At 43.7% G+C, this 24,506-nt stretch carries 26 protein-coding genes; 7 read left to right on the forward strand and 19 right to left on the reverse strand.

The window, feature by feature from the left end; all coding sequences use genetic code 11:
* Window positions 1-16 precede the first annotated feature (16 nt).
* Together ACHZC4_RS08235 and ACHZC4_RS08240 are read left to right on the forward strand one after the other, a co-directional pair.
* The gene (locus tag ACHZC4_RS08235) at window positions 17-1,198 is read left to right on the forward strand and encodes an O-succinylhomoserine sulfhydrylase (protein ID WP_394753352.1); all 1,182 of its coding nucleotides are present in this window, start codon (window positions 17-19) and stop codon (window positions 1,196-1,198) included.
* A 17-nt stretch (window positions 1,199-1,215) separates the two neighbouring features.
* The gene (locus ACHZC4_RS08240) at window positions 1,216-2,925 is read left to right on the forward strand and encodes a putative bifunctional diguanylate cyclase/phosphodiesterase (protein WP_394753353.1); all 1,710 of its coding nucleotides are present in this window, start codon (window positions 1,216-1,218) and stop codon (window positions 2,923-2,925) included.
* 159 nt (window positions 2,926-3,084) lie between these two features.
* Here ACHZC4_RS08240 and ACHZC4_RS08245 read toward each other — a convergent pair whose 3' ends face one another.
* The 8 genes from ACHZC4_RS08245 to ffh all read right to left on the reverse strand — a co-directional run bounded on the left by ACHZC4_RS08245 (window position 3,085) and on the right by ffh (window position 9,638).
* Entirely contained in the window at window positions 3,085-3,267 is a 183-nt protein-coding gene (locus ACHZC4_RS08245) for a hypothetical protein (RefSeq protein WP_394753354.1), read from the reverse strand.
* Window positions 3,268-3,617: 350 nt separating this feature from the next.
* Complete coding sequence (locus tag ACHZC4_RS08250; protein ID WP_394753355.1) at window positions 3,618-5,162, reverse strand: 2-isopropylmalate synthase; 1,545 nt, start codon at window positions 5,160-5,162, stop codon at window positions 3,618-3,620.
* A 233-nt stretch (window positions 5,163-5,395) separates the two neighbouring features.
* Complete coding sequence (gene pssA / locus ACHZC4_RS08255; RefSeq protein WP_394753356.1) at window positions 5,396-6,142, reverse strand: CDP-diacylglycerol--serine O-phosphatidyltransferase; 747 nt, start codon at window positions 6,140-6,142, stop codon at window positions 5,396-5,398.
* 185 nt (window positions 6,143-6,327) lie between these two features.
* Window positions 6,328-6,669, reverse strand: coding sequence for a 50S ribosomal protein L19 (gene rplS, locus ACHZC4_RS08260; RefSeq protein ID WP_394753357.1), 342 nt, complete (start codon window positions 6,667-6,669; stop codon window positions 6,328-6,330).
* A gap of 9 nt (window positions 6,670-6,678) precedes the next feature.
* Window positions 6,679-7,416 (reverse strand): tRNA (guanosine(37)-N1)-methyltransferase TrmD, encoded by a 738-nt coding sequence (trmD, locus tag ACHZC4_RS08265; protein WP_394753385.1) that lies wholly within the window; start codon window positions 7,414-7,416, stop codon window positions 6,679-6,681.
* A gap of 8 nt (window positions 7,417-7,424) precedes the next feature.
* Window positions 7,425-7,931, reverse strand: a complete 507-nt coding sequence (gene rimM, locus ACHZC4_RS08270; protein ID WP_394753358.1) for a ribosome maturation factor RimM — start codon at window positions 7,929-7,931, stop codon at window positions 7,425-7,427.
* 3 nt (window positions 7,932-7,934) lie between these two features.
* Window positions 7,935-8,186: a 30S ribosomal protein S16 gene (rpsP, locus tag ACHZC4_RS08275; protein ID WP_394753359.1), complete on the reverse strand. Its 252-nt coding sequence runs from the start codon at window positions 8,184-8,186 to the stop codon at window positions 7,935-7,937.
* Window positions 8,187-8,279: 93 nt separating this feature from the next.
* A complete protein-coding gene (gene ffh, locus ACHZC4_RS08280; RefSeq protein ID WP_394753360.1) occupies window positions 8,280-9,638 on the reverse strand; it encodes a signal recognition particle protein in 1,359 nt (452 codons plus the stop codon).
* A gap of 222 nt (window positions 9,639-9,860) precedes the next feature.
* Between ffh and ACHZC4_RS08285 the strand changes: the two genes are divergently transcribed.
* Both ACHZC4_RS08285 and ACHZC4_RS08290 read left to right on the forward strand, forming a co-directional pair.
* Entirely contained in the window at window positions 9,861-10,655 is a 795-nt protein-coding gene (locus ACHZC4_RS08285; RefSeq protein WP_394753361.1) for an inner membrane protein YpjD, read from the forward strand.
* Between the two features lie 237 nt (window positions 10,656-10,892).
* The gene (locus ACHZC4_RS08290) at window positions 10,893-11,462 is read left to right on the forward strand and encodes a hypothetical protein (RefSeq protein WP_394753362.1); all 570 of its coding nucleotides are present in this window, start codon (window positions 10,893-10,895) and stop codon (window positions 11,460-11,462) included.
* Between the two features lie 185 nt (window positions 11,463-11,647).
* On the opposite strand, the gene ACHZC4_RS08295 is transcribed toward ACHZC4_RS08290, so the two are convergent.
* From ACHZC4_RS08295 to hemC, 4 genes are read right to left on the reverse strand one after another with little or no spacing between them, the layout of a single operon-like run.
* Window positions 11,648-12,877: a heme biosynthesis HemY N-terminal domain-containing protein gene (locus tag ACHZC4_RS08295; protein WP_394753363.1), complete on the reverse strand. Its 1,230-nt coding sequence runs from the start codon at window positions 12,875-12,877 to the stop codon at window positions 11,648-11,650.
* A 9-nt stretch (window positions 12,878-12,886) separates the two neighbouring features.
* Window positions 12,887-14,398 (reverse strand): uroporphyrinogen-III C-methyltransferase, encoded by a 1,512-nt coding sequence (locus tag ACHZC4_RS08300; protein WP_394753364.1) that lies wholly within the window; start codon window positions 14,396-14,398, stop codon window positions 12,887-12,889.
* 1 nt (window position 14,399) lies between these two features.
* Window positions 14,400-15,170: a uroporphyrinogen-III synthase gene (locus ACHZC4_RS08305; protein ID WP_394753365.1), complete on the reverse strand. Its 771-nt coding sequence runs from the start codon at window positions 15,168-15,170 to the stop codon at window positions 14,400-14,402.
* Window positions 15,167-16,096, reverse strand: a complete 930-nt coding sequence (gene hemC, locus ACHZC4_RS08310; RefSeq protein ID WP_394753366.1) for a hydroxymethylbilane synthase — start codon at window positions 16,094-16,096, stop codon at window positions 15,167-15,169. The genes ACHZC4_RS08305 and hemC overlap by 4 nt, the downstream gene beginning before the upstream one ends.
* A 284-nt stretch (window positions 16,097-16,380) precedes the next feature.
* Here hemC and leuB point away from each other — a divergent pair, with 284 nt between their 5' ends.
* The 3 genes from leuB (at window position 16,381) to ACHZC4_RS08325 (ending at window position 19,403) form a co-directional block, all read left to right on the forward strand.
* The gene (gene leuB, locus ACHZC4_RS08315; RefSeq protein ID WP_394753367.1) at window positions 16,381-17,490 is read left to right on the forward strand and encodes a 3-isopropylmalate dehydrogenase; all 1,110 of its coding nucleotides are present in this window, start codon (window positions 16,381-16,383) and stop codon (window positions 17,488-17,490) included.
* A 206-nt stretch (window positions 17,491-17,696) separates the two neighbouring features.
* Window positions 17,697-18,431 (forward strand): sulfite exporter TauE/SafE family protein, encoded by a 735-nt coding sequence (locus tag ACHZC4_RS08320; protein ID WP_394753368.1) that lies wholly within the window; start codon window positions 17,697-17,699, stop codon window positions 18,429-18,431.
* Between the two features lie 12 nt (window positions 18,432-18,443).
* Window positions 18,444-19,403, forward strand: a complete 960-nt coding sequence (locus tag ACHZC4_RS08325; RefSeq protein ID WP_394753369.1) for a sigma-54 interaction domain-containing protein — start codon at window positions 18,444-18,446, stop codon at window positions 19,401-19,403.
* A 108-nt stretch (window positions 19,404-19,511) separates the two neighbouring features.
* On the opposite strand, the gene ACHZC4_RS08330 is transcribed toward ACHZC4_RS08325, so the two are convergent.
* From ACHZC4_RS08330 to lepB, 7 genes are read right to left on the reverse strand one after another with little or no spacing between them, the layout of a single operon-like run.
* Complete coding sequence (locus ACHZC4_RS08330; RefSeq protein ID WP_394753370.1) at window positions 19,512-20,246, reverse strand: PP2C family protein-serine/threonine phosphatase; 735 nt, start codon at window positions 20,244-20,246, stop codon at window positions 19,512-19,514.
* Between the two features lie 13 nt (window positions 20,247-20,259).
* Window positions 20,260-21,006, reverse strand: a complete 747-nt coding sequence (gene pdxJ, locus ACHZC4_RS08335) for a pyridoxine 5'-phosphate synthase (RefSeq protein ID WP_394753371.1) — start codon at window positions 21,004-21,006, stop codon at window positions 20,260-20,262.
* Window positions 20,999-21,721, reverse strand: a complete 723-nt coding sequence (recO, locus tag ACHZC4_RS08340; protein WP_394753372.1) for a DNA repair protein RecO — start codon at window positions 21,719-21,721, stop codon at window positions 20,999-21,001. The genes pdxJ and recO overlap by 8 nt, the downstream gene beginning before the upstream one ends.
* Entirely contained in the window at window positions 21,711-22,595 is an 885-nt protein-coding gene (gene era / locus ACHZC4_RS08345; protein WP_394753373.1) for a GTPase Era, read from the reverse strand. Before era ends, recO begins: the two co-directional genes overlap by 11 nt.
* A complete protein-coding gene (rnc, locus tag ACHZC4_RS08350; RefSeq protein ID WP_394753374.1) occupies window positions 22,595-23,275 on the reverse strand; it encodes a ribonuclease III in 681 nt (226 codons plus the stop codon). The genes era and rnc overlap by 1 nt, the downstream gene beginning before the upstream one ends.
* On the reverse strand, window positions 23,272-23,649 hold the full coding sequence (locus ACHZC4_RS08355; protein ID WP_394753375.1) for a DUF4845 domain-containing protein: 378 nt from the start codon (window positions 23,647-23,649) through the stop codon (window positions 23,272-23,274). The genes rnc and ACHZC4_RS08355 overlap by 4 nt, the downstream gene beginning before the upstream one ends.
* A 44-nt stretch (window positions 23,650-23,693) precedes the next feature.
* Window positions 23,694-24,470 carry a signal peptidase I gene (gene lepB / locus ACHZC4_RS08360; RefSeq protein ID WP_394753376.1) on the reverse strand — a complete coding sequence of 259 codons (777 nt, stop codon included), beginning with the start codon at window positions 24,468-24,470 and terminating at the stop codon, window positions 23,694-23,696.
* Between the last annotated feature and the right edge of the window lie 36 nt (window positions 24,471-24,506).

Raw genomic sequence — 24,506 nt, forward strand, 5'->3', positions numbered from 1 at the left:
ACTCTCCCATAATCCTATGAAAGACATTGATTGGAACGACTATTCCCTGGAAACTAAGGCCATCCGTGCCGGACACAATCGCACTCATGAAGATGAACACAGCATAGGCATTTTTACCACTTCCAGTTATGTGTTTAAAAATGCCGAGGAAGCCGCGCTACGCTTTACTGGCCAAAAAGCCGGTAATATTTATTCGCGTTTTACTAACCCTACGGTCAATGCATTCCAGGAACGTCTGGCATTAATGGAAAAAGGTGAGCGCTGCCTGGCTTTTGCATCCGGCATGGCTGCCATTATGGCCGTAGGCATGGGATTGCTACAAGCCGGTGATCATATCGTCTGTTCGCGCGGCGTATTTGGCAATACTGTACTGCTATTTCAAAACTATTTTGGCAAGTTTGGCGTAAGCACCGATTTCGTGGATTTGACGGATGCCAATGCCTGGGAGGCTGCTATTAAGCCTAATACCCGATTTTTATTTTTAGAAACACCGTCAAATCCTCTCACTGAAATTGCAGATATTGAATTACTTGCTAATATTGCTCATAAGAATAACTGTTTATTGATTGTTGATAATTGCTTTTGCACGCCGGTCTTACAAAGACCCTTTGAATTAGGTGCAGACATTGTTATCCATTCAGCCACTAAATACCTGGATGGCCAAGGCCGGTGTATTGGTGGTGCAGTTATTGCCAGTAACGAGATTATAGAAAAATATATCTATCCGTATTTGCGTACCGGCGGCGCCACCATGAGTCCGTTTAATGCCTGGGTGTTTTTATCAGGCCTTGAAACCTTGGCGATAAGAATGAAAGCCCATTGCGACAGTGCCTTTGAACTGGCTTTGTGGCTGGAACAACAACCCGGAGTAAACCGCGTGCTATATCCTGGTTTGTCGTCCCATCCACAACATGAACTGGCAAAACGTCAACAAAGCCATTTTGGCGGCATTGTCAGTTTTGAAGTGACAGGTGGCAAAGACCACGCATGGCGGCTTATTGATGCCACTAGAATGATCTCCATAACGGCCAATTTAGGAGATGTTAAAAGTACGATAACGCATCCGGCAACCACCACACATGGTCGCCTGACTCCAGAGGTACGGGCGTTAGCAGGCATTAAGGACGGATTGGTAAGAATTTCGGTAGGGCTTGAAAATAATGACGATATTAAAAACGACCTTCTAAGAGGGTTATAGCGAAGAACAGGGACACCATGGATTTAACAAGCGCAAGCAATTTACTCAGTAATAACGTAAAAATTCTTAAAAGTGAAGCCTCAAAAACCGCCTATCAAGGCGTGCTTATTGCGGTAGGCAGCATTCTTGTCGCAACGTGCTTGGTCAGCTTTTACGTTAATAACAGTATCTCTTTAGAAAATCTATGGTTGGCCCAAAGGAATAATGTCGCTCTGTGGATATTGGATGTTATCCCTTTTGTGTTTGGAGTTTGGGGGCAACATTCTAGTTCAGTCATGGCTTATCAGGCCGGGGCGCTGATTTTCGATCAGACACAAGAGTTACGCACTCGGGCGATAGATCTGGAAAAACACACTAATCATGTGAGTACCCACGATCTTTTAACCGACTTACCCAACCGGGCACTGTTTTATGATCGGGTCGCGCGTGCCATTTCGTCCGCTAATCTTCCCAACAGCCAATTGTCAATTTTGTTGGTGGAAATTGAGAACTTTAAGGATGTTTACGATACCTTGGGCAGAAATAGCAGCGACCATATTCTTAAACAAATTTCCATACGCTTACAGGGTGCAAGCTCGGAAGATGACAGTGTTGCCAAAATAGATGGCAATGTCTTTGGTATTCTTATTTCCCATAGTGCAGATTTAAGTGAAGCCGAGCAACTTGCCAGACATATCCAAAAAGCCATGGAAGCGCCATTTATTATTGAAAGGCTGCAAGTAGGTATGCACGCCAATATTGGTATTGTACATTTTCCAGGGCATGGTGAAGATGTAGACACTTTAGTGCAAAAAGCCGGTGTTGCCCTGCATATAGCGCAAAAATCCGCCAAGGGCTATGCCTTGTATGAAATTTCATTTGACAAACATACACCGCTACGCCTGACCTTAATGTCAGAATTACGCAGAGCCATCGAAAAAAATGATCTGGCCTTGTTTTATCAACCTAAAGTATCTCTACAAACCAATGAATTGTGTGGCGCTGAAGCCTTAGCCCGTTGGAATCATCCGACACACGGCTTTATTGCACCTGACGAATTTATCCCAATGGCCGAACGCACACGGATGATAAAACAGCTCACTCAATGGGTGTTAAAGCGTGCTTTTCGCGATTGTGCCATTTGGCATGAACAAGGTATTGATATCAAAATTTCGGTCAATTTATCAACCCGCGATTTACACGATCCTGATCTACCGGATTTAATCGCTGGCATTGCCGCCTCAACCGGCATTAAACCCGAATGGATTATTCTGGAAATTACCGAAAGTGCGGTAATGAACGAACCAGAAAATGCGCTGGCCATCATCAACCGCTTACATGACATGGGCTATCAATTTTCTATTGATGATTTTGGCACGGGATATTCGTCGCTCGCCTATCTTAAAAAATTACCTTTAGCAGAACTTAAAATAGATAAATCTTTTGTCATGGACTTAATGAATAGCGAAAATGATGTTGCTATTGTTAAAGCCATTATTAATCTGGCGCATAATTTAGGCTTATCCGTCACCGCTGAAGGCGTTGAAACTGAAGAGATACTGGCAAAACTCAAAGACTACGACTGCGATATCGTTCAAGGTTACTTTATGAGCAAACCTTTGCCGGTCAATGAGTTTAACAACTGGGTAAAGAAATCAAAATTACCCGCTTGCCCGGCGTTCCCCGCGTTAAGATCAAACACGCTCATTTCCGATGCTATGGAAAAATATCAATCCAAACCACGCTGAACTCTAAACAATGCGCAAGCGGTAAAAATCAGTGATGTCTATTGGCTGCCAACTCAAGACGGGACAGTTTAAAAAAGCCGTTCGTGGAGCCTGTCGAACCATGAACAACAAATCCTTCGGCAAGCTCGAACGGATATCCCGTCTTAGTTGGTAGTGTGTTTATTTAACAGTAATCTCTATTTTTACACCTTGCTTTGCGAGCTCTTCCTGCAAGCGGTTTGCAATTTCCATCTCAACTTTCTTTTGTATATCAACTCTAAACAATTTACCAATAAACAACATAAACCAGTTTTGCTGCATTTCTGCAAGTTCTTCAGCGTTTTCGATATGAATTTCAATCATCTGATAACTCCTGGGTAATCTATTGAAGACAAAGCGATAAGATAAGCTAAAAATCGTCCTGTAAATTGATCTGGCGCAAATGAACCCAACAAAATTACTTGCACGTTGCCTGTAATGTAATCAGCAATTTAAAATTTTGGCTACCAACTTAACGCGGGACAGGTATTGCTCCTTCTCCCTGAGGGAGAAGGCTGGGATGAGGGTGATTTAAACTTCCCCTCACCCAACCCTCTCCCTCCGGAGAGGGCTTTTGTCCCGTCTTAAGTATGTAGCCAAAAATTTTAAAGGTCATTAAGAACAGAGACCTGAGGAGCTTGATAACCCCGTCAGGTCCTAAATACGCTGTTTAATTAAACATCGCCTTTTTGAGGATGCTTACGCTGATCTGGGCTTTGTAACTTGTTTAAGGCATTAATATAGGCTTTTGCAGAGGCAATAACAATATCAGTATCCGCCCCTAAGCCATTCACAATACGACCGCCTTTTTCAAGTCGCACAGTCACTTCACCCTGTGAATCGGTACCGTTAGTAATATTATTAACTGAATACAGCTCTAAAATAGCCTCGGACATTACCAATTTTTCTATGGCTTTTAAACTGGCATCCACCGCGCCACCGCCCTCAGAATTACCGGTAATTTCCTGGTTATTAATCCGCAATGTCACTTTGGCATTGGGTATTTCCCCTGTTTCTGAACAAACCTTCAAGGCAATCAGCTTGATAATTTCATCTTCGGCTTCAAAACCCGCCTCTGAAATCAACATCTGTAAATCTTCATCAAAAATTTCGTGTTTCTTATCTGCCAATTGTTTAAAGCGCGAGAACGCCTCGTTTAATTCAGCTTCAGAAGTAAACTCAAAACCCAGTTCGGTGATGCGACTTTTAAAGGCATTTCGACCCGAATGCTTGCCTAATACCATCCGGTTAGCCGACCAGCCAACATCTTCAGCGCGCATGATTTCGTAAGTTTCGCGGCTTTTCAACACGCCATCTTGATGGATACCCGCTTCATGTGCAAACGCGTTAGCACCCACAATCGCCTTATTGGGTTGCACTGGAAAGCCAGTAATCGATGACACCAGTTTGGAACACGTTAAAATTTCACGGGTATCAATTCGGGTTTGGCAATCGAATACGTCATGACGCGTACGCACCGCCATCACCACTTCTTCCAATGACGCATTACCGGCGCGTTCACCCAAGCCGTTAATGGTACATTCCACTTGTCTTGCACCGTTCATAACAGCCGCCAAGGAATTGGCCACCGCAAGTCCTAAATCATTGTGGCAATGTACCGAAAAAATCGCCTTGTCAGAGTTGGGAATACGCTGTATCAAACTGGCGATAGTCGCGCCAAACTGCTGTGGCACGCTGTAACCTACGGTATCCGGTATGTTAAGCGTTCTGGCACCGGCATTAATGACCGCTTCCAAAATACGACATAAGAAATCTTCATCAGAGCGCCCTGCATCTTCCGGGGAGAACTCCACATCGTCGGTGTACTGCCGCGCACGTTTTACCGCGCGTACCGCATGCTCAATCACTTGCTCCGGTGTCATCTGCAATTTCATTTGCATGTGTATCGGCGAGGTTGCAATAAAGGTGTGAATACGTGATTGTTTAGCACCTTTAAGCGCTTCACCGGCTCGGTCTATGTCTTTATCTAAGGCTCTGGCTAAACCGCATACGGTACTGTCTTTGATAATATTAGCAACCGCTTGCACCGATTCAAAATCGCCGGGACTTGCGGCTGGAAAACCGGCTTCGATAATATCAACGCGTAAGCGTTCCAACGCCCGCGCTATTCTGACTTTTTCATCGCGGGTCATAGAGGCACCAGGGCTTTGCTCGCCATCGCGCAAAGTGGTATCAAATATAATTAATTTGTCTTTCATAAAAACGCCATTCAGGTAGAACACGCCACCCATTGTGGCATGTTATAAAATAAGATAGGTTTGGAAGTGTTTAATACAAAGATGGATGCCCGTTAGGGCAGGAATCTTAAAGACAGGAACGCAGCGCCACAAAAACAGTTGTTTGTGGCGGCGCTAAAAGCAGATGTAGATGTTGTGTTATATTCAATCATAGCAAGACTATACGCCGATCAAAGTAGGCACTCAAGCAGATTTTACGGCTTATGCGCTTGCATTCTGCGCTTACGCCGACGCATGATCAAAGTGATTACCGGCCCTGAAACCGCATAAGCCAAAAATAACAAAAATAACATAGTCTGTGGCTGCGCCATGATAAAAGCGATGCCTAACATGACCGAAATAGCGACAAAAAACGGCACTTTTCCTTTAAGATCAATCTCTTTAAAGCTGGAATAGCGAAAGTTACTTACCATGAGCAAGCCGGTACTCATGGTTAACAGCACCGCAATATAGCTTAGCGATTCGGGATTATAGCCACGATCCAAACAAAACCAAATAAAACCAGCCAAAACCGCCGCTGCCGCAGGACTGGGTAAACCCTGAAAATAGCGTTTGTCTGCTGTGCCCACTTGGGTATTAAACCGTGCCAAACGTAATGCACCGCCTGCGGTATGCACAAAAGCCGCAAATAACCCTAGCTTTCCTAAACTGAAAAATGCCCATAAATACATCACTAAGCCCGGTGCTACACCAAATGACACCATGTCAGACAAACTGTCGTACTGCACACCAAATTCACTTTCAGTATTGGTTAATCTGGCAACGCGCCCGTCCAATCCATCTAATATCATAGCAACAAAAATGGCAATAGCAGCAGTTTCGAAATGGCCGCTCATTGCTGAGGTAATTGCATAAAAACCGGAAAATAAAGCGCCTGTGGTAAATAAATTAGGTAATAAATAAATCCCACGTCGGCGAATAGAACGTTTTTCTGTAATCATATTTGTCTCCGATATCATCCTTGTGCTTAATGCGTTAACGCGGCAAACGGGATCGCTAAGCTTAAATTATACAATAATTAAACGTTGCCGCAGCTCCAACTTTTCAAAACAAAAAACGAGTTGTTAATGTTTACCACATAAAAAAGGCAGCCTAAAGCTGCCTTTTTTATTAATGAAAAACCAGCTTACAGTTTTTCTTTAATACGGGCAGCTTTACCGGTCAAATCACGTAGATAATACAGTTTAGCACGACGGACATCACCACGACGCTTAACTATAACTTCACTGATGATAGGGCTGTGCGTTTGAAAAACACGCTCAACACCGGTGCCATGCGAAATTTTTCTGACTGTAAAAGCAGAATTTAAGCCACGGTTACGCTTAGCGATAACAATACCTTCAAAAGCCTGGATTCTTTCACGCTCGCCTTCTTTTACTCTAACTTGTACCACAACAGTGTCACCTGGATTAAACTCCGGAATTTGTCTTAACTGTTCGTTTTCCAATTCATCAATAATATTACTCATTACCACACCCTAGTTAACTTCAACTTTAAACTGTTTGAGCAGACGCTGTTGCTCTGCACTTAAATTCTTTTTTTCCAGCAAATCCGGTCTTCTTTGCCAAGTTCTACCTAAGGCTTGCTTCATACGCCAGCTAGCAATCTCGGCATGATTACCGCCGAGTAAAACCTTGGGGACTTCATAATCTTGTAGGCATTCTGGCCGCGTATAATGCGGGCAATCCAGTAAACCATCACTGTGAGAATCTTGACTAGCAGAATCTTCGTCACCCAATACACCAGGCAACAAGCGAACAATGGAATCTATGACCACCAGCGCGGCTAATTCACCACCACTGATAACATAATCGCCAATAGACCATTCATCATCACAATCCAACTCAACAAAACGCTCATCAATACCTTCATAACGCCCAGCAACCAAAATTAACTGTGATGTCTGAGCGGCTTCTGCCAACAAAGATTGGTTAATTACCTTACCTTGTGGGCTCAAATAAACTACTTTTGCTGTCGCACCTGAGCTTTGTTTTGCAGCTTGAACTGCATCATGCAAAGGTTGATATTTCATCACCATGCCAGGACCACCACCGTAAGGTCGATCATCCACTGTTTTGTGTCTGTCGTGGGTATAATCCCTAGGGTTCCACGTATTCACACTGACGATGTCGCGTTCTAAAGCGCGTCCTGTTACACCGTAAACTACAGCCGCTGAAATCATCTCAGGAAACAAGGTTATAACGTCAAAATGCATCATGACAATTAAAAATCAAGTTCCCAATCAACCACCATTAAACCGGCTGCCAGATCAATACTGATAATAGTTTGACCTTGCAAAAACGGAATGGCGCGATCTCTCTCGCCTTTAACGATAACAACATCGTTAGCGCCAGTTTCCATCAGGCTATCGACAATGCCGAAATCACTTCCTTGCGTGTTTTCAACCCGTAAACCAACCAGATCAAACCAGTAATACTCGTTGCCAGCCACCTTAGGCAATCGGCTTTGCTCAACCAGAATATCCCAACCTGCCAGAGTAGCGGCAACATCTCGGTCGGAAATACCTTCAATTTCAGCAACAATAGCTTTACCCTGAACCCTACCACCCAGTACTTTAACACGTTTAGTGTCAGTGCCTTTTTGCAGCGTCCACGGGGAATACTTGATAATGTTATCAGTCGGTTCGGTAAAAGAATACACTTTGACCCAACCTTTAATACCAAAAACGCCAGAAATTTTCCCAACGTTAATCAGTTTTGGTGTAGTCAAAAGTTACGCAGCAGCCTTCAGCGCATCTTTAATCAATTTCGCAACGCGTTCAGATGGCTGGGCGCCGGTCGCTTTCCAATATTCAACACGGGCGTTGTCTAAACGCAATCTTTCTTCATTGCCGCGTGCTAAAGGATTAAAAAATCCAACACGTTCAATATAGCGACCATCACGTGAACTTCTGCTATCAGTTACTACAACGTGGTAAAAAGGGCGATTTTTAGCGCCGCCTCTTGAAAGACGAATGGTTACCATTCTTAATTCCTCAAAATCATTTAGTCATTGTTAATCCACCTATTGTACGCGATTTTTTGCATAAGTGAAAAACAAAATAAAACTACCGGTAATCTAGCGTCGCATACCGCCGCGTATATTACCTTTCATACCGCGCAACATATTGGCCATATTGCCGCCTTTTATTTTTTTCATCATTTTTTGCATCATCAGATATTGCTTGAGTATGCGATTGACATCTTGCAGTTGTTGCCCCGCACCGTCGGCAATACGTTGTTTACGCGTGCCTTTAATCAAATCAGGATGCTTGCGTTCTTGTTCGGTCATTGAACATATAACCCCAATCTGGCGGGAAATTTCTCTGTCGTTAATCTTGGCTTTCATTTCCGGCGTAATTTTTCCAAGCCCGGGCAATTTATCAATCATGGAACTGACGCCACCCATCTCTTGCATTTGCTGCAATTGCTCACGAAAATCATTCATATCAAAAGGCTTGCCCTTTTGCATTTTCTTGGCAAATTTTGCTGCGCGGTCTTTGTCGACATTTTGCTCAATTTGCTCAATCAAGCTGAGCATATCGCCCATACCCAAAATACGGGAGGCCAAACGATCGGGATGGAAGGGCTCTAAAGCATCGGTTTTTTCACCAGACCCCATGAATTTAATCGGTTTCCCGGTAATATGGCGTATCGATAATGCTGCGCCGCCACGCGCATCACCGTCTGTCTTGGTAAGGATAACACCGGTTAATGGCAGGGCATCATTGAAGGCCTTAGCTGTAATCGCAGCATCCTGGCCCGTCATGCTATCGACCACAAACAAGGTTTCGATAGGATTGATAGCCGCATGCAGGGCTTTAATTTCGCCCATCATTTCATCATCAATATGCAAACGGCCTGCGGTATCGATAATAAGGACATCCAGGAACTTTCTTTTCGCCGCTTCAATAGCGTTTTTGGCAATGTCGACTGGATTTTGACTGATATCACTGTCATAAAAATCAAGCCCAACATCTTCCGCCAAAGTCTGCAACTGTTTAATCGCAGCAGGCCGGTATACGTCAACACTCACTACGCCGACTTTTTTCTTTTGATTTTGCTTTAACCAGCGCCCCAGTTTGGCAACCGTAGTGGTTTTACCTGCCCCTTGCAGACCCGCCATGAGGATGATAGCAGGCGGAACGGCTCTCAAATTCAAACTTTCATTGGCCGCACCCATTACCTTAACCAGTTCAGCCTGAACCAGCTTAATCATGGCTTGCCCTGGCGATAGGCTACTTTGAACCTCTTGCCCCAGAGCCCCTGCCTTGACCTGCTCAATAAAGTCCGTTACCACCGGCAAAGCAACATCCGCTTCAAGCAAGGCCATGCGGACTTCCCGCAAGGTGTCCTTTATATTATCCTCAGTCAGTTTGCCTTGGCCCTTAAGCTTTTTAAGGGTGCCGCTGAGTCGATCACTTAAATTATCAAACATATCTTAGGTTTTTATTATTACGCCAAAGGAAACCACGTTCCAGCACAAATGCACTAGGACTATTTTGGCGGTTAGTTTACCATACTCAACAAAACCTTTGCACCCGCTGTGAGGCCAGTCAGTCCGTTAAAAGGCTAACTGTCTTAGAAGAGCGGGCAAAGTGTTTATAATCGATAGACACTGATGCGACACGGGTGCAACTAACTCTCAGACAAAAACCCAATGACTATCTTGATACTTGGCATTTCCGCCATCGTTGCGTACCTGAGCGAAACCGGCCTGATTATTAGGCAGTTTTACCAGAATAATACTTCCAAAACGCCTTATTTAGCTTGGCTAGGCGTGCTCGCACATTTTTTATATACCGCTGTTAGCGTTCAACACAATAACGCATTCAACTTTGGCTTTTTTACCATCAGTTCTCTGATTGCTCTGGTCGTCAGCTTATTACTGCTGTTAACAGCCTTGAATAAACCCGTGATACAGCTGGGCATTATTTTATTCCCTCTTACTGGTTTGATGCTGGCACTGGAAATGATTTTTCCCCAAGAAGCTCATCGGCTACTTATCAACAACTGGCAGATGAATGCCCATATCCTGAGCTCGGTAATTGCCTTTGGGTTGTTAAACATTGCTGCTTTGCAAGCTATTTTGCTGTATATCCAAAATCAACAACTCAAAAGCCATCCGCCCAGGCGTTTTATACAAAAACTGCCCTCACTACAAACAATGGAGCTTTTACTGTTTCAAATGCTGGGCACTGGGATTTTTTTTCTGACCGTATCGTTAGGCAGTGGCTTTTTATTTATTGAAGACTTGTTTGCACAGCATTTAGTCCATAAAACCGTATTGTCGATATTGGCATGGGTTATATTTTCAGGCTTATTGATCGGCCGAAGCCGCTATGGATGGCGCGGCAAAACCGCCATACAATGGACACTGATTGGATTTATTGCGTTACTGCTGGCTTATTTTGGCAGTAAGCTGGTATTGGAATTAATTCTACAAAGACAATAAATTACTCTTCTCAACCTTACCCAAAGCTTGCAAAATGTGGCAAGCACAAAGCAAGTTAACATTACGCCACTGAGCTAACATTAGCTTTACTACTTCGTATCGCAGGTAAAAACAAGCGGAATAGTTCACACAACCAGTGTGAAATACCTCACTTACAAGCTGGCTTGATCTCCTTATACTGTAAGCGTGATGAAAAATTCACCACAGTAAATAATTAAACCTTAGGAGACAGCAAAAATGAAACACAAAATAAAAGCAATTATGTTTGGCATCAGTCTTGGATTAATGGGACAAGCGCAAGCAGCTGAAAATTGTTCAGTCTTGTTAGATGATTTAATGGCTTGGGCTAAAACTCCTATATTCGGAGAAAATTCGATTGGAGTTACCATGACGACCAACGTAAACACGAGAAAATTTGCAAGCTACACTACGGCAAGTTTGGATTATAAGCCCGGATTTTTCACTAAATTTGGCTTTATCTCAGAACGTTTACTCGGGGATGGTGAAACATATTTCAGCGATAGGACTTGGGACAATGCGTCTCCAGGATGCACCGGCTTTTGTTTTTCTGACCTACAACCCTTTTCTCCAAAAAAGAAAGACAAGGTACGCATTGCGTTGACCAAATATCTTGGCGATGTCACTAAAGCCAATGTTTCCATTACTTTATTGAGCTGGGGCAATGCTAAAGTCAACTTTGTAGCCCAATGTGATAACAAGCATATTTATGGCTTTAAAGCCGACCAGCATGGCACACATTTATATGATTTAACTTTCAGCAAAGATCAGATTAATTTTCCAAAGTAAAAGCACTAAGGTAACTCGATCTTTACAGGCAACCCGCATGAAGCTGGAGTAATGCGGGAATACCCTAATAGAAACCCGTCGATTTTTTAGGATTTTTATTGATGTAGAGAAGAATTCAAGAAATTTAACACGACTTTCCTACTCATAAATAACAAATATAGCCCACCAAACTAAACGATATACCCTTACGATACCGCATCAATCTGACTAACAATCTCACTTGAAGCCAGTTCCAAACCGTATTTATAACATTCGCAGGCTTTGTCTTTTTCATTTTGTGCAAATAACACATCACCCAGCAATTGATAGGCTTGAACAGTGGGTTCAATTTGAATACTTTGTGACAAATAATCCTCGGCTTTTTGTGGTTCGCCGACTTTAATGCTTAGTTTACCCAAAACATTTAATAAAACAACATCCTTAGAATGTAAGCTAAGCCATTTTTCAGCCACGGCAAATTGTTTAGCGCTATCTTCAGATTGCACACTGCCAAACAAAACCAGTAAGGTTTCATCCCAATTAACTGACAGCAGCTTAGTTAATTCTTCTTCAACTTTTGCGCTCGCCCCCGCATTAATCATGGCAGCAAAATAAATTGCCGACAAGCCATGCATTCGTTTGATATAACTTGGAATATCTGCCCACAGCGTTTGAATTTCCTGAGCATTGCCACGTTCTGCGGCCTGCTTCAATAAGTTACTGAACGCTTCTGCTTCCAATAATTTGATTTCAGCTTCCATCATGACCTTATTTTTGTTTAAGGTCGGAATCAATTTACGGATATTTTCCCAGTCACCCAGATTTTGATAGGTCTGGTGCAATAACCTTAAAACACTGGCATGGCTGGGATCTATCGAATGCAACTTGGTTAAGGTTTGCAGGGCTTGATCAAACTGATTGCCTGATAAACTTAGCTCTGCATGAGTCAAACCTACTGCCAGATCAGACCCTGGCGCTTTATCTGAGGCTATTTTTAAATATTCATCACGCTTTTCAAAAGCGCCGCGCGACTGCGCCGCCCTCGCCGCGGTCAAATAATGCAGCAACGGCGCACCACTGTGCGAGGCATGTTTAATTAATGCTTTTTCAGCTTTTTCAAAGTTACCTTCGGCAGAATCAACCAAGCCTGCGATCAGTGCTTCCTGAGAGCGATTGAACTTAATGCGCTTGCCCCGATTTTTAAGCTGCTTAGGCATCTTAACTAACCAGCCCATGACCCTGAAAAAGTTATAACAAATATAAAAACCAATAACCAGGCTGATCGCAAATACAACCAGCGAAGTTTCCATTGACCATTCGCCTATGCCAATCAGCACATAGCCTGGCGTTTCAAAACCACCTAACCATTTGTTAAGCAAAAAAACAACGATAATAGCCAGCAACAACGGCCCTAGAAGATAAAGTAGTTTTTTCATTATTATTCTCTAGTTATTGCCGGGCAAATACTGCTTTATTTTTTCAAGCACTTTAGCCGCTAACGGCTTGTCTTCTTCCGGTTGCTGGTTTTGAGCCTTATTACTCTCAGCCGGTTGCTGACCATCAGTACTGGGCGATTTTTCTTCGACAGAATTTACGATTGGCTCGCTCTTAGGCTCAACTTGTTCAGCTGACGGCTGAACTGGCGCTGCTTTAGGCATTGACAATTGAGATAGCGGCACAGAGTCCACCTCAAGCTTAGGATCTACTTTAGGCTCTACCTGAACGTTTGTCACGGATGGCACAGCCTGAACCGGCGCTGCATCAGGAGCTTGAACACTATCCACAGGTTTAACAGGGTCAATGGATTTTTCCCCCTCAACAACCTGAGCATCAACACCGGTATCGTTAGAACTTGTTGGCTCCGGCTGCATGCCTTTGTCGGTTTCAATACGCAAGTTGGTAATATCTCTGAGCATTTTTAAGGAAACACTGATATCAGGAAATTGACTGCGAATTTTAATACTTTCAAAACGATTCAATTCAGCGACAAACGCTTTAGTCTCACTATTCTGGGTAAACTGTTGGTCAACCCATTGCTTAACATCCACCAAACCTGCTTTATAGAGCGGTTCATTTTGTTGCACTAAGGCGATTTTAACTATTTCTAGCTTAACACGGAGTTGTTCACGAATAAACTGCGCTTGTTCTGGCGTTAATATTTCCTTAACCGATTTATCGCTATGCTTGATAGTAACAATTTCACTAAGCTTATTTTTGGCAGCGCCCAATAAACTATCGTCACTATCGGTAGATTTACCTGATATTTCAGGCAATTTACCAGCATAAGGCAATGACAATACTAAATTATTAACGCGCGATTCCAAAGCCTGTATTGATGAATACAAGCCCACCACATCAACAGACTTAACATCAGTGAGCGCGGCAATATCCTTAATCACTTGATCGCGTACTTTAAACGCCGACGCATCGCCGCTTTCACGCAAGCGCTGATCAGCAGCTTCAAGGGCTTGACGCGTGGTATTCACGTCACCAATCAAATACAAACGTTCATTGGCCACACTGAGCAAATATTCGGCATCTGCAATCAACCAGTCACCGCGAGTTTTACCCAGTTGGCGTTGCAACTTTAAAATAGACTCGCCCAAGTCTTTGCGTGTGTTATCCAATTTTTCATTATGCAAATTAGAAAAATCGCTAATCGTCTTATTGAAACGAGCATCTTTATTGGAAATATCGGCCTGCAGCGCCGCTATTTGCGACTCAATAGCAGCAAGTTGCGTTTGGTAACCACCCAACTGCTTAGTCATCTCGTTTCTGACTTCGCCGCTAAAACCCTCTTGTTTAGCGCGTAACTGGCTGAGTACAAAAAACCCTACGCCTGCCAAACCAATTACAAGTAGCAAAATTGTAGCGCCAAACCAGAATCCGCCGCGCGACCGAGGTGGGTGTTTATTTTCACCCACAGGTGATTCTTGTTGTTCTATTAATTCAGCCACTCTATGCTCCTGTTACATACGTTGTTACTGTTTCAAGAATTGCTGTATCCGAAGGATGTTTCGTCACAGCGACTCGCTCAAATCCCATCTCCACAGCCACGCACCTTATTCTTTCACTCATCACAACTAAAGGTACTTTTAAGAGTTGTTGATGCGCCTCAGCACCTATGATGACTACTAAATTCTGTAATATTTCAACACTGGTGGCGGTAACCACATCTAATGTATTTGTTGTCAACAAAGCAAGCACATACGAATTATCCACGCGGGGAATTATTCGGTTATAAACTTCTAAATAGTTAACTTTAGCACCACGCGCCCGCAAACTACTGGCTAAATCCTCACGCCCACCGCTGCCTCGGACGATTAAAAAACACTGTCCATCAATGGCTTGCATTTGCGGCATCGCTAGCAATGCTTCGCTGCTATGCAGTTCTGTAGGCATTAAATCCACAGCCATGCCTGCTGATTGCAAAGCTTGTGCAGTAGCAGGCCCTATTGCAACTACACCTAATGAATGATTGTGAGGTATTTTGCCACTATTCGCCTTAACTGCAAAATTTACCGCATTTGCGCTAATAAAAACAAGCCACTGAAATTCACTCAAATTTGCCATTTTTTTTTGGATATTGACACGGTCTTCATGCTCAACAATAGCAACAGTAGGCAAACAAATCGCCTCGCCACCGTGCTCAGCAATCAACTCACTTAGTTTGTTTGCCTGATCTACGGGGCGTGTGACTAAAATACGTGCACCGTTTAGCGGTTTCATTCGTGATATAAATCCTGCAAAATTTTATCCGCACCCTGCCCCAATAAATCTTCGGCAATCTCACGACCCATCGCCTCGGCATTATTAAAATGTCCACTGCGTTCTGCACGGTACAAGACACTGCCATTGGGATGCCCCACCAAACCCCGCATAAACAATTCATCGCCTTGCAATTGTGCAAAACCAGCAATCGGTACTTGGCAGCCGCCACTCAAACGAGCATTCATGGCACGTTCCGCACTAACGCACACGCCGGTTTCACGATCGTGTAAGTGCGCGAGCATAGTATTTATCTCGACATCATCAACGCGGCACTCAATACCAATCGCGCCCTGACCAATCGCTGGCAAGCTGACTGATGGCTCCAAACATTCAGTAATGCGATTCGCCATACCTAAACGTTTAAGTCCCGCAGAAGCCAGGATAATAGCATCGTATTCGCCTGCATCCAGTTTAGCCAAGCGTGTGTTGACGTTACCGCGTAGCGGTATGATCTGTGCGTTTGGAAATAAGCTACTGATCTGGCATTGCCGGCGCAAACTGGAGGTACCAATACGGGCGTTTCCAGGCAAATCTCGTAACGTGGCATAATGATTGGACACAAACGCGTCGGTCGGATCTTCACGCGTTAAGATAGCGGCCAGATGCAAACCTTCTGGAAAATCCACCGGCACATCTTTCATGGAATGCACGGCAATATCAGCCTTACCTTCCAGCATACCTAGCTCTAACTCTTTAACAAACAGGCCTTTACCGCCCACTTTAGCCAATGGCGTATCCAATATTTTGTCGCCGCGCGTCACCATTTTAACCAGCTCCACACTAATATCTGGGAACGCCAATTGTAAACGCTCTGCAACATGCTCTGCTTGCCACAGTGCTAAAGGGCTCTGGCGCGTGGCGATACGAATAATTTTGTCAGTCAAAGGGCAATCCATTATTTCTTAAAATATAGGCCTTATTGTAACTCTAATTTTTAAGATGATAGAGATTGGCGATATTTTAATTTCCCCAAAAATGTCATATTCATTAAGTTGTAACGAATACGAAGTCACCCAGAATTCTTCAATCGCAACTAATTTCACTGGATAACCGTAAGCAATCTGAAAGCACTATCCTATCAATCACCCTGAATCAATCACTATAACCCTGAAAAATACAGTAAAATGACCGGCTTTTATCCTTAGCCAGGCAGACCAATCAAAGTCCTATGAAGCATTATAAAATTGCAGTATTAGCCGGAGACGGCATCGGCCCCGAAATTACCCGCGAAGCCCTTAAAGTTCTCAAACTCATAGAAGAACGTAACGATGTGGCTTTTGAATTAATGCCTGCCGCGTTTGGTGCATGTGCCTATTTTGAAACTGGCAATGCCTTCCCGCAAGCTACCATGGACATTTGCGATCAAGCCGATGCTATTCTTAAAGGCCCGATTGGTTTAAGCCACGAAGAATCCAAAAAAATTCCTATTGATAAGCAACCCGAACGCGGTGCATTGCTGCCTATGCGCCGTCGCTACAATACTTACGCCAATTTTAGACCGGTTTCCTTGCCCAAAGCGTTGGCGCATTTTTCACCGCTCAAAGCCGAAATTATCGGGGAAGGCATTGATCTGGTCATCGTACGTGAATTAGTGGGCGGCCTGTACTTTGGCCAAAAAGAAAGCGGTGTTAACGCACAAGGTTTACGTTACGTCAAAGAAACCCTGGAATATGACGAACTGCAAATCCGCCGTATCATGCACCAGGCCTTCAAATTAGCCAATAAACGTCGAAAATTACTGCATAATATCCACAAAAGCAATGTGCTAAAATCGAGCGTATTGTGGAATGAAGTCATGGAAGAAGTGGCGGTGGAATACCCTGATGTGACTGTACACAACATGCTGGTCGATTCTGCTGCGACTGCCTTGTGTCTTAATCCTACACAATTTGATGTCATGGTGATGGAAAATATGTTTGGTGACATTTTAAGCGATCAAGGCGGCGGTATCTTAGGCTCATTAGGCTTAATGCCATCCGCTTGCCTGGGTGATGACAAAGCCTATTACGAACCGTCACACGGCTCAGCGCCTGATATTGCCGGTAAAAATATCGCCAATCCGTATTCCATGATCGGCTCTGTCGCCATGATGCTGGAAAACAGTTTCGATATGGCTGAAGAAGCCAAGAATGTCTGGGCAGCGATGCAAGCCGTGTTCAGCGATGGTTATTCCACTGCCGATTTATCTAAAGCTGGCAGCGGCGTCACCATGATCAGCACCGAACAATTTGGCGATAAAGTGGTGGAAAAGCTTAAAGCTATGCCAAAAGTCGGCTAAGCCAAGAGCGCTGGAAATCAAACCGGCTCATCTAAAAATATTAGAGTGTACGGTGTGCCGCTCATAGTTCGACAAGCTCACTACGAACGGCACACCTTCACCTGTCCGGCCTTAAGTTGGAAGCCGAAAATAGCGTATTGTCATTTCCGGCTTTAACACGGATAGTTGTTTGTATTAACGTCTCTCTATGGTAATGTTTGCCCAACATGGAATTCCCTATCGCTTTTACTAGTTCTTATTTGTTCGCTTTTCTAATGGGATTAGCGAGTAGCCTGCATTGCATTGGTATGTGCGGATCTATTATTGGCACATTAACCTTCAGCCTTAGCCCCGAAATACGCAATAACAAAAAACGCTTATTACCATTTGTATTTAATTACAATTTTGGCCGCGTTACCAGTTATACAGCCGCTGGTGCGCTGGCGGGGCTTGCCAGTTCTGTTGTTACATTGCCCATTCCAGGCTTTGATGGCCACCGAGTATTACAAATAGTTTCTGCCTTGATTATGACCGGCGCAGGTCTTTATATCGCAGGCTGGTTTCCCCGTTTTGCCTATATTGAAAAACTGGGGATGAATTTTTGGAAACTCATAGAGCCATTTGGTCGAAAGCTCATGCCCATCAAAACCCACACGCGTGCCTATTTATTTGGTTTAGTGTGGGGCTGGTTGCCTTGCGGTTTAATTTATTCGGCGTTAGCCTTAGCCGCCACCACCGGAAATATTCTGCAAAGCGCACTCACCATGTTATTTTTCGGACTGGGCACTTTACCGGCAGTCATGGGCGTAGGTATAATGACCGGTATTCTTAAAAAGCTGTCTACCATGCAAAGATTCAAACAGGCAATTGGCCTATTTATGATCGCTCTGGCATTGTTGGCGGCTATGCCCTGGTTAAATCCCATGGCACTCATTACAACGTCGCACACTGGGTTACACTAAAGAGGTTAGGCCATGAATTCTTTTAATGCCATTATCAGCAAATCGCCTGTTTTGGATACTGTTATTCGTAGCGCAAAAATAGCCGCTGCTACCGATGTCACTATCTTACTTAAAGGCGAAACAGGTACCGGTAAAGAAATACTGGCGACCGCTATTCATCAAGCTAGTGCCCGCGCAGACAAAGCGTTTATTGCCTTAAACTGTGCTGCATTAGCCGAAAGCCTCATTGAATCTTCGTTATTCGGCCATAAAAAAGGTTCTTTTACCGGTGCAACAAGCGCCCATGAAGGGATTTTTCAGGCTGCTAACGGCGGCACACTGTTTTTAGATGAAATCAATTCACTTCCAATTACTGTGCAAGCCAAGTTACTGCGCGTTATTGAAACCGGTGAGTGCATGGCTGTTGGAGATACAGAAGCTTATACCGTTGATGTACGCATTATTGCCGCCAGCAATGCCAACCTTGAAAAACAAATTGCCGACGGTGAATTTAGACGCGATTTATACTTTAGACTCAACGTTGTGCCGCTGGAATTGCCACCGTTAAATCAACGCGCCGAAGATATTGATTATTTAGTGGCGCACTTTTTGACTGTCTTTGAAAAAACCCACCACATTACCGCACCTAAATTTAGCAAACAATCTTTAAAAGCGCTAAAAGCCTATCATTGGCCCGGAAACATTCGTGAGCTGCGCAATTTATGCGAAAGGCTGTGTATTCTGCTGGCAGATCGCGTTATTGAGCCTGAAAACTTGCCTTTAGAATTTAGCAATTACAAAAACCATTCGCCATCATCCAACGATTTTGTTTTACCCGAATCGGGCTTATATCTTGATAATTTGGAAGCTGATTTGATTCATCAAGCCTTAAACCGCACTAAAGGCAATCGCAGTAAATCGGCAAAATTATTAGGCTTAACACGCGACACTTTGCTTTATCGTATGCAAAAGCATGGTTTTGCAACGCACTGATATTTTGTGGGCATCCATTTAAGTTGATAAAAGCTGTAGGTTGGGCTGACGTCAGGAACCCCAACACATGATGCACCGTATCCTTTGTCACATTTAAATGTGACTGATCTACAAGCATTTTATCCACTGAACCGTCACATTATCACTGCCCCCGTTAGCACGCAAAACCGATAACTGCGCCAATTTACCTAGGTCAGCTTTGCTGCTGTCAGGTTGCGCCAATTGCAACAACTCTTGTTCTTTTACATTACCCCAAAAACCATCGCTACACAGAATAAAGCTATCCCCTTTTTTTTTGCCTGGGTAAATATTAACTTCAACAGGACTGGTATGTAGCGCATTAATGCTGCGCGTTAGCTTATTTTGCCCGGGATGTTTTGCCATTTCCTGGTCGGTAATAACGCCTTCATTAAATAATTGCTGAGGCAGGGAATGATCACGGGTACGCCATAAAACCCGTTGCGGTTCCATTCGGTATACCCGCGAATCCCCGCAATGTCCGGTTAATACAATATCCTCATCCATATAAAGAATGGCACAGGTGGTATAAGCCTGATAACTGGCAATGTCATCAGCAAACAGATTTCTCATCTCAATGACAGCGGCATCCACCCATTGGGTAAACACCGTTACGGGATTTTTCTCTATGCGTTTACCATAAATATCGGCACACTTTAGCAGACCCTGACAAAAAAAACGTGAGGCTTTTTCACCGCCATAATGCCCGCCCAGACCATCAGCCACCACAAACAATGCGTAACGATCTTTTAGGACGTGTGCCATGTAATCCTGATTGGCCTCTCTATCGCCTGCTGAGGTTAATTGATAAAACTCGATATCCATTTATAACTCGGCATCAACTGGCGTGTAAGCGTGCATATTGCATAATGTCCTTTAAGTGTCTAACTGATTGCGCTAACCCAGAAAACAAAGCCTGAGCGATAAGGGCATAACCAATATTAAGCTCGACAATTTCAGGTATCGCGCAAATATCGGCAACATTGTAACTATCCAGACCGTGCCCTGCATTCACCTGCAAGCCAGCCTTATCGGCATAGTGTGCCGCGTGCCTAATACGCTGTAATTCCTGTAACTGCTGCGCCGGTTGCCTCGCCTGCGCGTACGATCCTGTGTGTAATTCAATAACCGGCGCAGCCATTTTAACAGCGGCATCTATTTGTGCTTCATCGGGGTCTATAAACAGTGATACTGCAATCCCTGCGGCGATTAATTTTTCGCAAGCAGATTGCACACGCGCATAATTAGCCACCACATCCAACCCGCCTTCGGTAGTCAATTCTTGGCGCTTTTCAGGTACTAAACAGCACGCAAACGGCTTGAGTTTTACTGCAATAGCCACCATTTCATCGGTTACCGCCATCTCCATATTAAGGCGGGTATGTATCATGTCTTTTAACAAAAACAGATCACGGTCTTGTATATGCCGACGATCTTCACGCAAATGCGCCGTAATACCGTCCGCACCGGCTTGCTCGGCAACCAGAGCCGCTTGCACAGGCTCAGGATACAGCCCACGCCGCGCCTGTCTTATGGTTGCAACGTGATCAATATTAACACCTAACAAAACCCTTTTCTTATTCATTGCTTATTCTTTTGATAATTTGGTTAATCACTTGCCTGCTTTTGAGCAGTCGGCCTTGCAGATAAAAGTCAATAACAGAGCGCATTAATAGTTTTGCTTCGCTCAATACTTGAGGATCGTGTAATGTTTTTGCACTGAGCGCCAATAAGGTACTGCCAGACAAATATCCCTGTGCATTTTCATAAGCGCCCTGCTCCACGTCAAACGCATATTTTTTTGCGGAATTAATCGGCTGTCCATTTAAAAAATCAAACTCCAACTGTAAGCCATAACCAATTTTTTCAATTAAATTTATTTCAAAAACCCGTAATACCGCTTCCAGCTCTGAGCCTGTCGCATTGGCAAGCTGAGCCAAACAAGTCATGTAATCAAAAAATACATCCGGATGCGGATCATGTTGATGTAGAAAACAAATTATCAACTCACTGACATAAAAACCACAATACAGCGCCAATCCATTCAACTCAAAAGGGGGTTGAGCCATCTCAACACTGGTAAGTAGTTTAAGCTCACCTTTACCCAGATAAGACACTGATAACGGAATAAAAGACTGCAATACGGCGGCCGTTTTCGATTTAGATTTTCTGACGCCTTTTGCCAATAAGGAAAAACGGCCAAAATCTTGCGTGAACACATCTATGATTACACTGGTTTCGCGGTATTGCCGCTGTTTTAAAATAAAACCAGGCTGCCCGTAAATAGCGTTACATGTCATTAAAACCTAAACTCTGCAAAGCGCGTTCGTTGTTAGACCAGCCTTTTTTAACCTTAACCCAAAGCTGTAAGTACACTTTTTGGCCAACCAGCCTTTCAATATCCAGACGCGCGTCAGTACCGATACTTTTCAGCATTTCACCTTGTTTACCAACAACAATGTTTTTTTGTGTTAAACGCTCCACCCAAATGACGGCGTATATTTTGGTAAGACCTGGCTTTTCCTGGTAAAGCCCAATTTCAACGGTAGACGCATAAGGCAATTCATCCCCTAAGCGACGGGTTAGCTTTTCCCGGATAATCTCAGCACACAAAAACCGCTCGGAGCGATCAGTGATTTGATCAGCATCGTAAATTAAATTACCTTCGGGCAATAACTTAAGTATCAAGCTTTCCAACTGGTCCAGATTATTGCCCTTTAACGCCGAGATAGGAATTAAATGCTCAAAAGGATAACGGTGTTGAGCCGTCGCAATAAAAGCCAAAATATCATCTTTGTCTTTTATTTTATCAAACTTATTAACCGCTAAAATGACAGGTAACCCGGCCTGCTCCAGTTTTTTGAAGATGATGTCATCGTACTCATGCCAGAATAAACCATCAATGAGCCAGACAATAACATCAACCCCCATCATGGTGGTGTCGGCGGTTTTATTCAGATAATGATTTAAGGCACGCTTGCCATCACCGTGCATACCGGGCGTATCAACATAAATAATTTGTCCGGCTTCTGTGGTATTAATACCGGTGATGCGATGCCGGGTAGTCTGCGGCTTACGGGAAGTAATGCTGATTTTTTGTTTCAGCAAATGATTCATCAAAGTTGACTTACCGACATTAGGACGGCCTATCAAAGCCACGAAACCACAATTCATTAATTAACCTTATTTAATAATTCAAGCATAAGCTCAGCTGCCGATTGCTCGGCTTTTTTTCTGGAAATACCAACACCGATACACGGTTCTGGCAATAAAGGAATGGTACATTTGACTTTAAATACTTGTTCATGGGCAAGTCCGGACATGGTAACCAAGCTATAATCGGGCAAATCTAGTTTTTTGGCCTGCATAAGTTCTTGCAATTGAGTCTTAGGGTCTTTTTGCCAGTTATCCAGTGTTAAAGACTGCAATCTCTCCATAAACAAACGCTCTATCCAGCGACGACTGGCCTCTATACCCTGATCGACAAACAAAGCACCCATAATCGCTTCCATAGCATCGGACAAAATAGAATCACGCCGAAAACCGCCGCTTTTTAATTCCCCTGCCCCCAGCAACAAATAATCACCTAACTGCACACTTCTGGCCAAATCCGCTAGTGAACTTTGGTTAACCAGACTGGCTCGTAAGCGGCTTAATACACCTTCACTGGCGCTGGGGAAAGCTTCAAACAGCTTTTCGGCAATCACAAAGCCTAAAATAGAATCGCCCAAAAACTCTAAGCGCTCGTTGTTATAAGAGCTTACACTGCGGTGCGTTAAAGCCAGGGCAAAAAGCTGTGGATCATTAAACTCTAAACCTAGCTTGTTACACAAGACCTGCGGCTTTTTAATCACTTATCTCCGACCTCAATCGCATCATTAAATTCCGCCAAAATACTTAAATTACCGATAAGTTTTTTAACTACTTCATATTGAATGGCAACTTTCAAATAACTTCCATTTTTGGTAATTTTGATATCATCCTGGGTCACATCGTAGACATAGTTCATATTAAAACGTTTTGACAAATCGTTTCTAATTTCAAATTCACTTTGACTTTGAACATTTCCAGCGGCTTCAAGAGCCTTCAGCGCGTTACTGACTTTACTGTGATCAAGATACACGGGAACAACCTTAACCCCTAGCAGGACAAAAAAACCGATCAGTCCCAAAAGCAAAAGCGTTGATATTAAAGTGAGACCCTGCTGACGATTAGACGATAATTTCATTTTTACTCCTCAAAAATTTTATTATTAACGCCTTAAAGTGTAGCCTATTTTAGAACAGTGCCTATCCGATCAAAATCAATGCCTTTATGTTCCCAGTCCCAGTTCATCCAGATAAAAAACGCTTTGCCCACTAAATTAGCTTCGGGCACCATACCCCAATAACGACCGTCATTGCTGTTATCGCGATTATCGCCCATGACAAAATAACTGCCTGGAGGCACGATATAATCGCCTTCCGCAGAGATTGCATCTTGTCTGATTAAAATACTGTGCTCAACGCCGACCAAATTTTCCGTTAAATGCTCCGCACCGGTCATATCATCACCCTGCCCTACGCCTTGGTAGCTGCCTAACGACACTTGTGCTGCGGGCACGCCATTAATGGCAAGTTGCTTGTTATGGTAAGAGACTTTATCGCCAGGCAAACCAATAACCCGCTTAATATAATCAACGGTAGGATCTTTAGGAAAGCGAAACACTACAATGTCGCCGTGCTGAGGCTCGTTGATTTCAATTATTTTTTTGTTGATGACCGGTAAACGTATGCCGTAAGTAAATTTATTCACCAATAAAAAATCACCCACTAATAAAGTCGGCATCATGGATCCGGAGGGGATACGAAACGGTTCTGCCAAAAATGACCGTAACAACAATACAATCAGTACAACCGGAAAAAACGATCTGGCATACTCGACCAGAATGGGTTCATTATTTTCGTCGAATACTTCGCCTCTGGATTTAAGGATCAGCAGATACGAGCCCCAGGTAACACCCGTAATTAAAGTGGCGAGAAAGAGAAAAAACGAAAAATCATAGTCCATAACAGTATGCTCAAAGTTTTAAAGGGATGAACGCTT

The organism is Crenothrix sp. (assembly GCF_043729335.1).
Taxonomy (GTDB): Bacteria; Pseudomonadota; Gammaproteobacteria; order Methylococcales; family Methylomonadaceae; genus Crenothrix.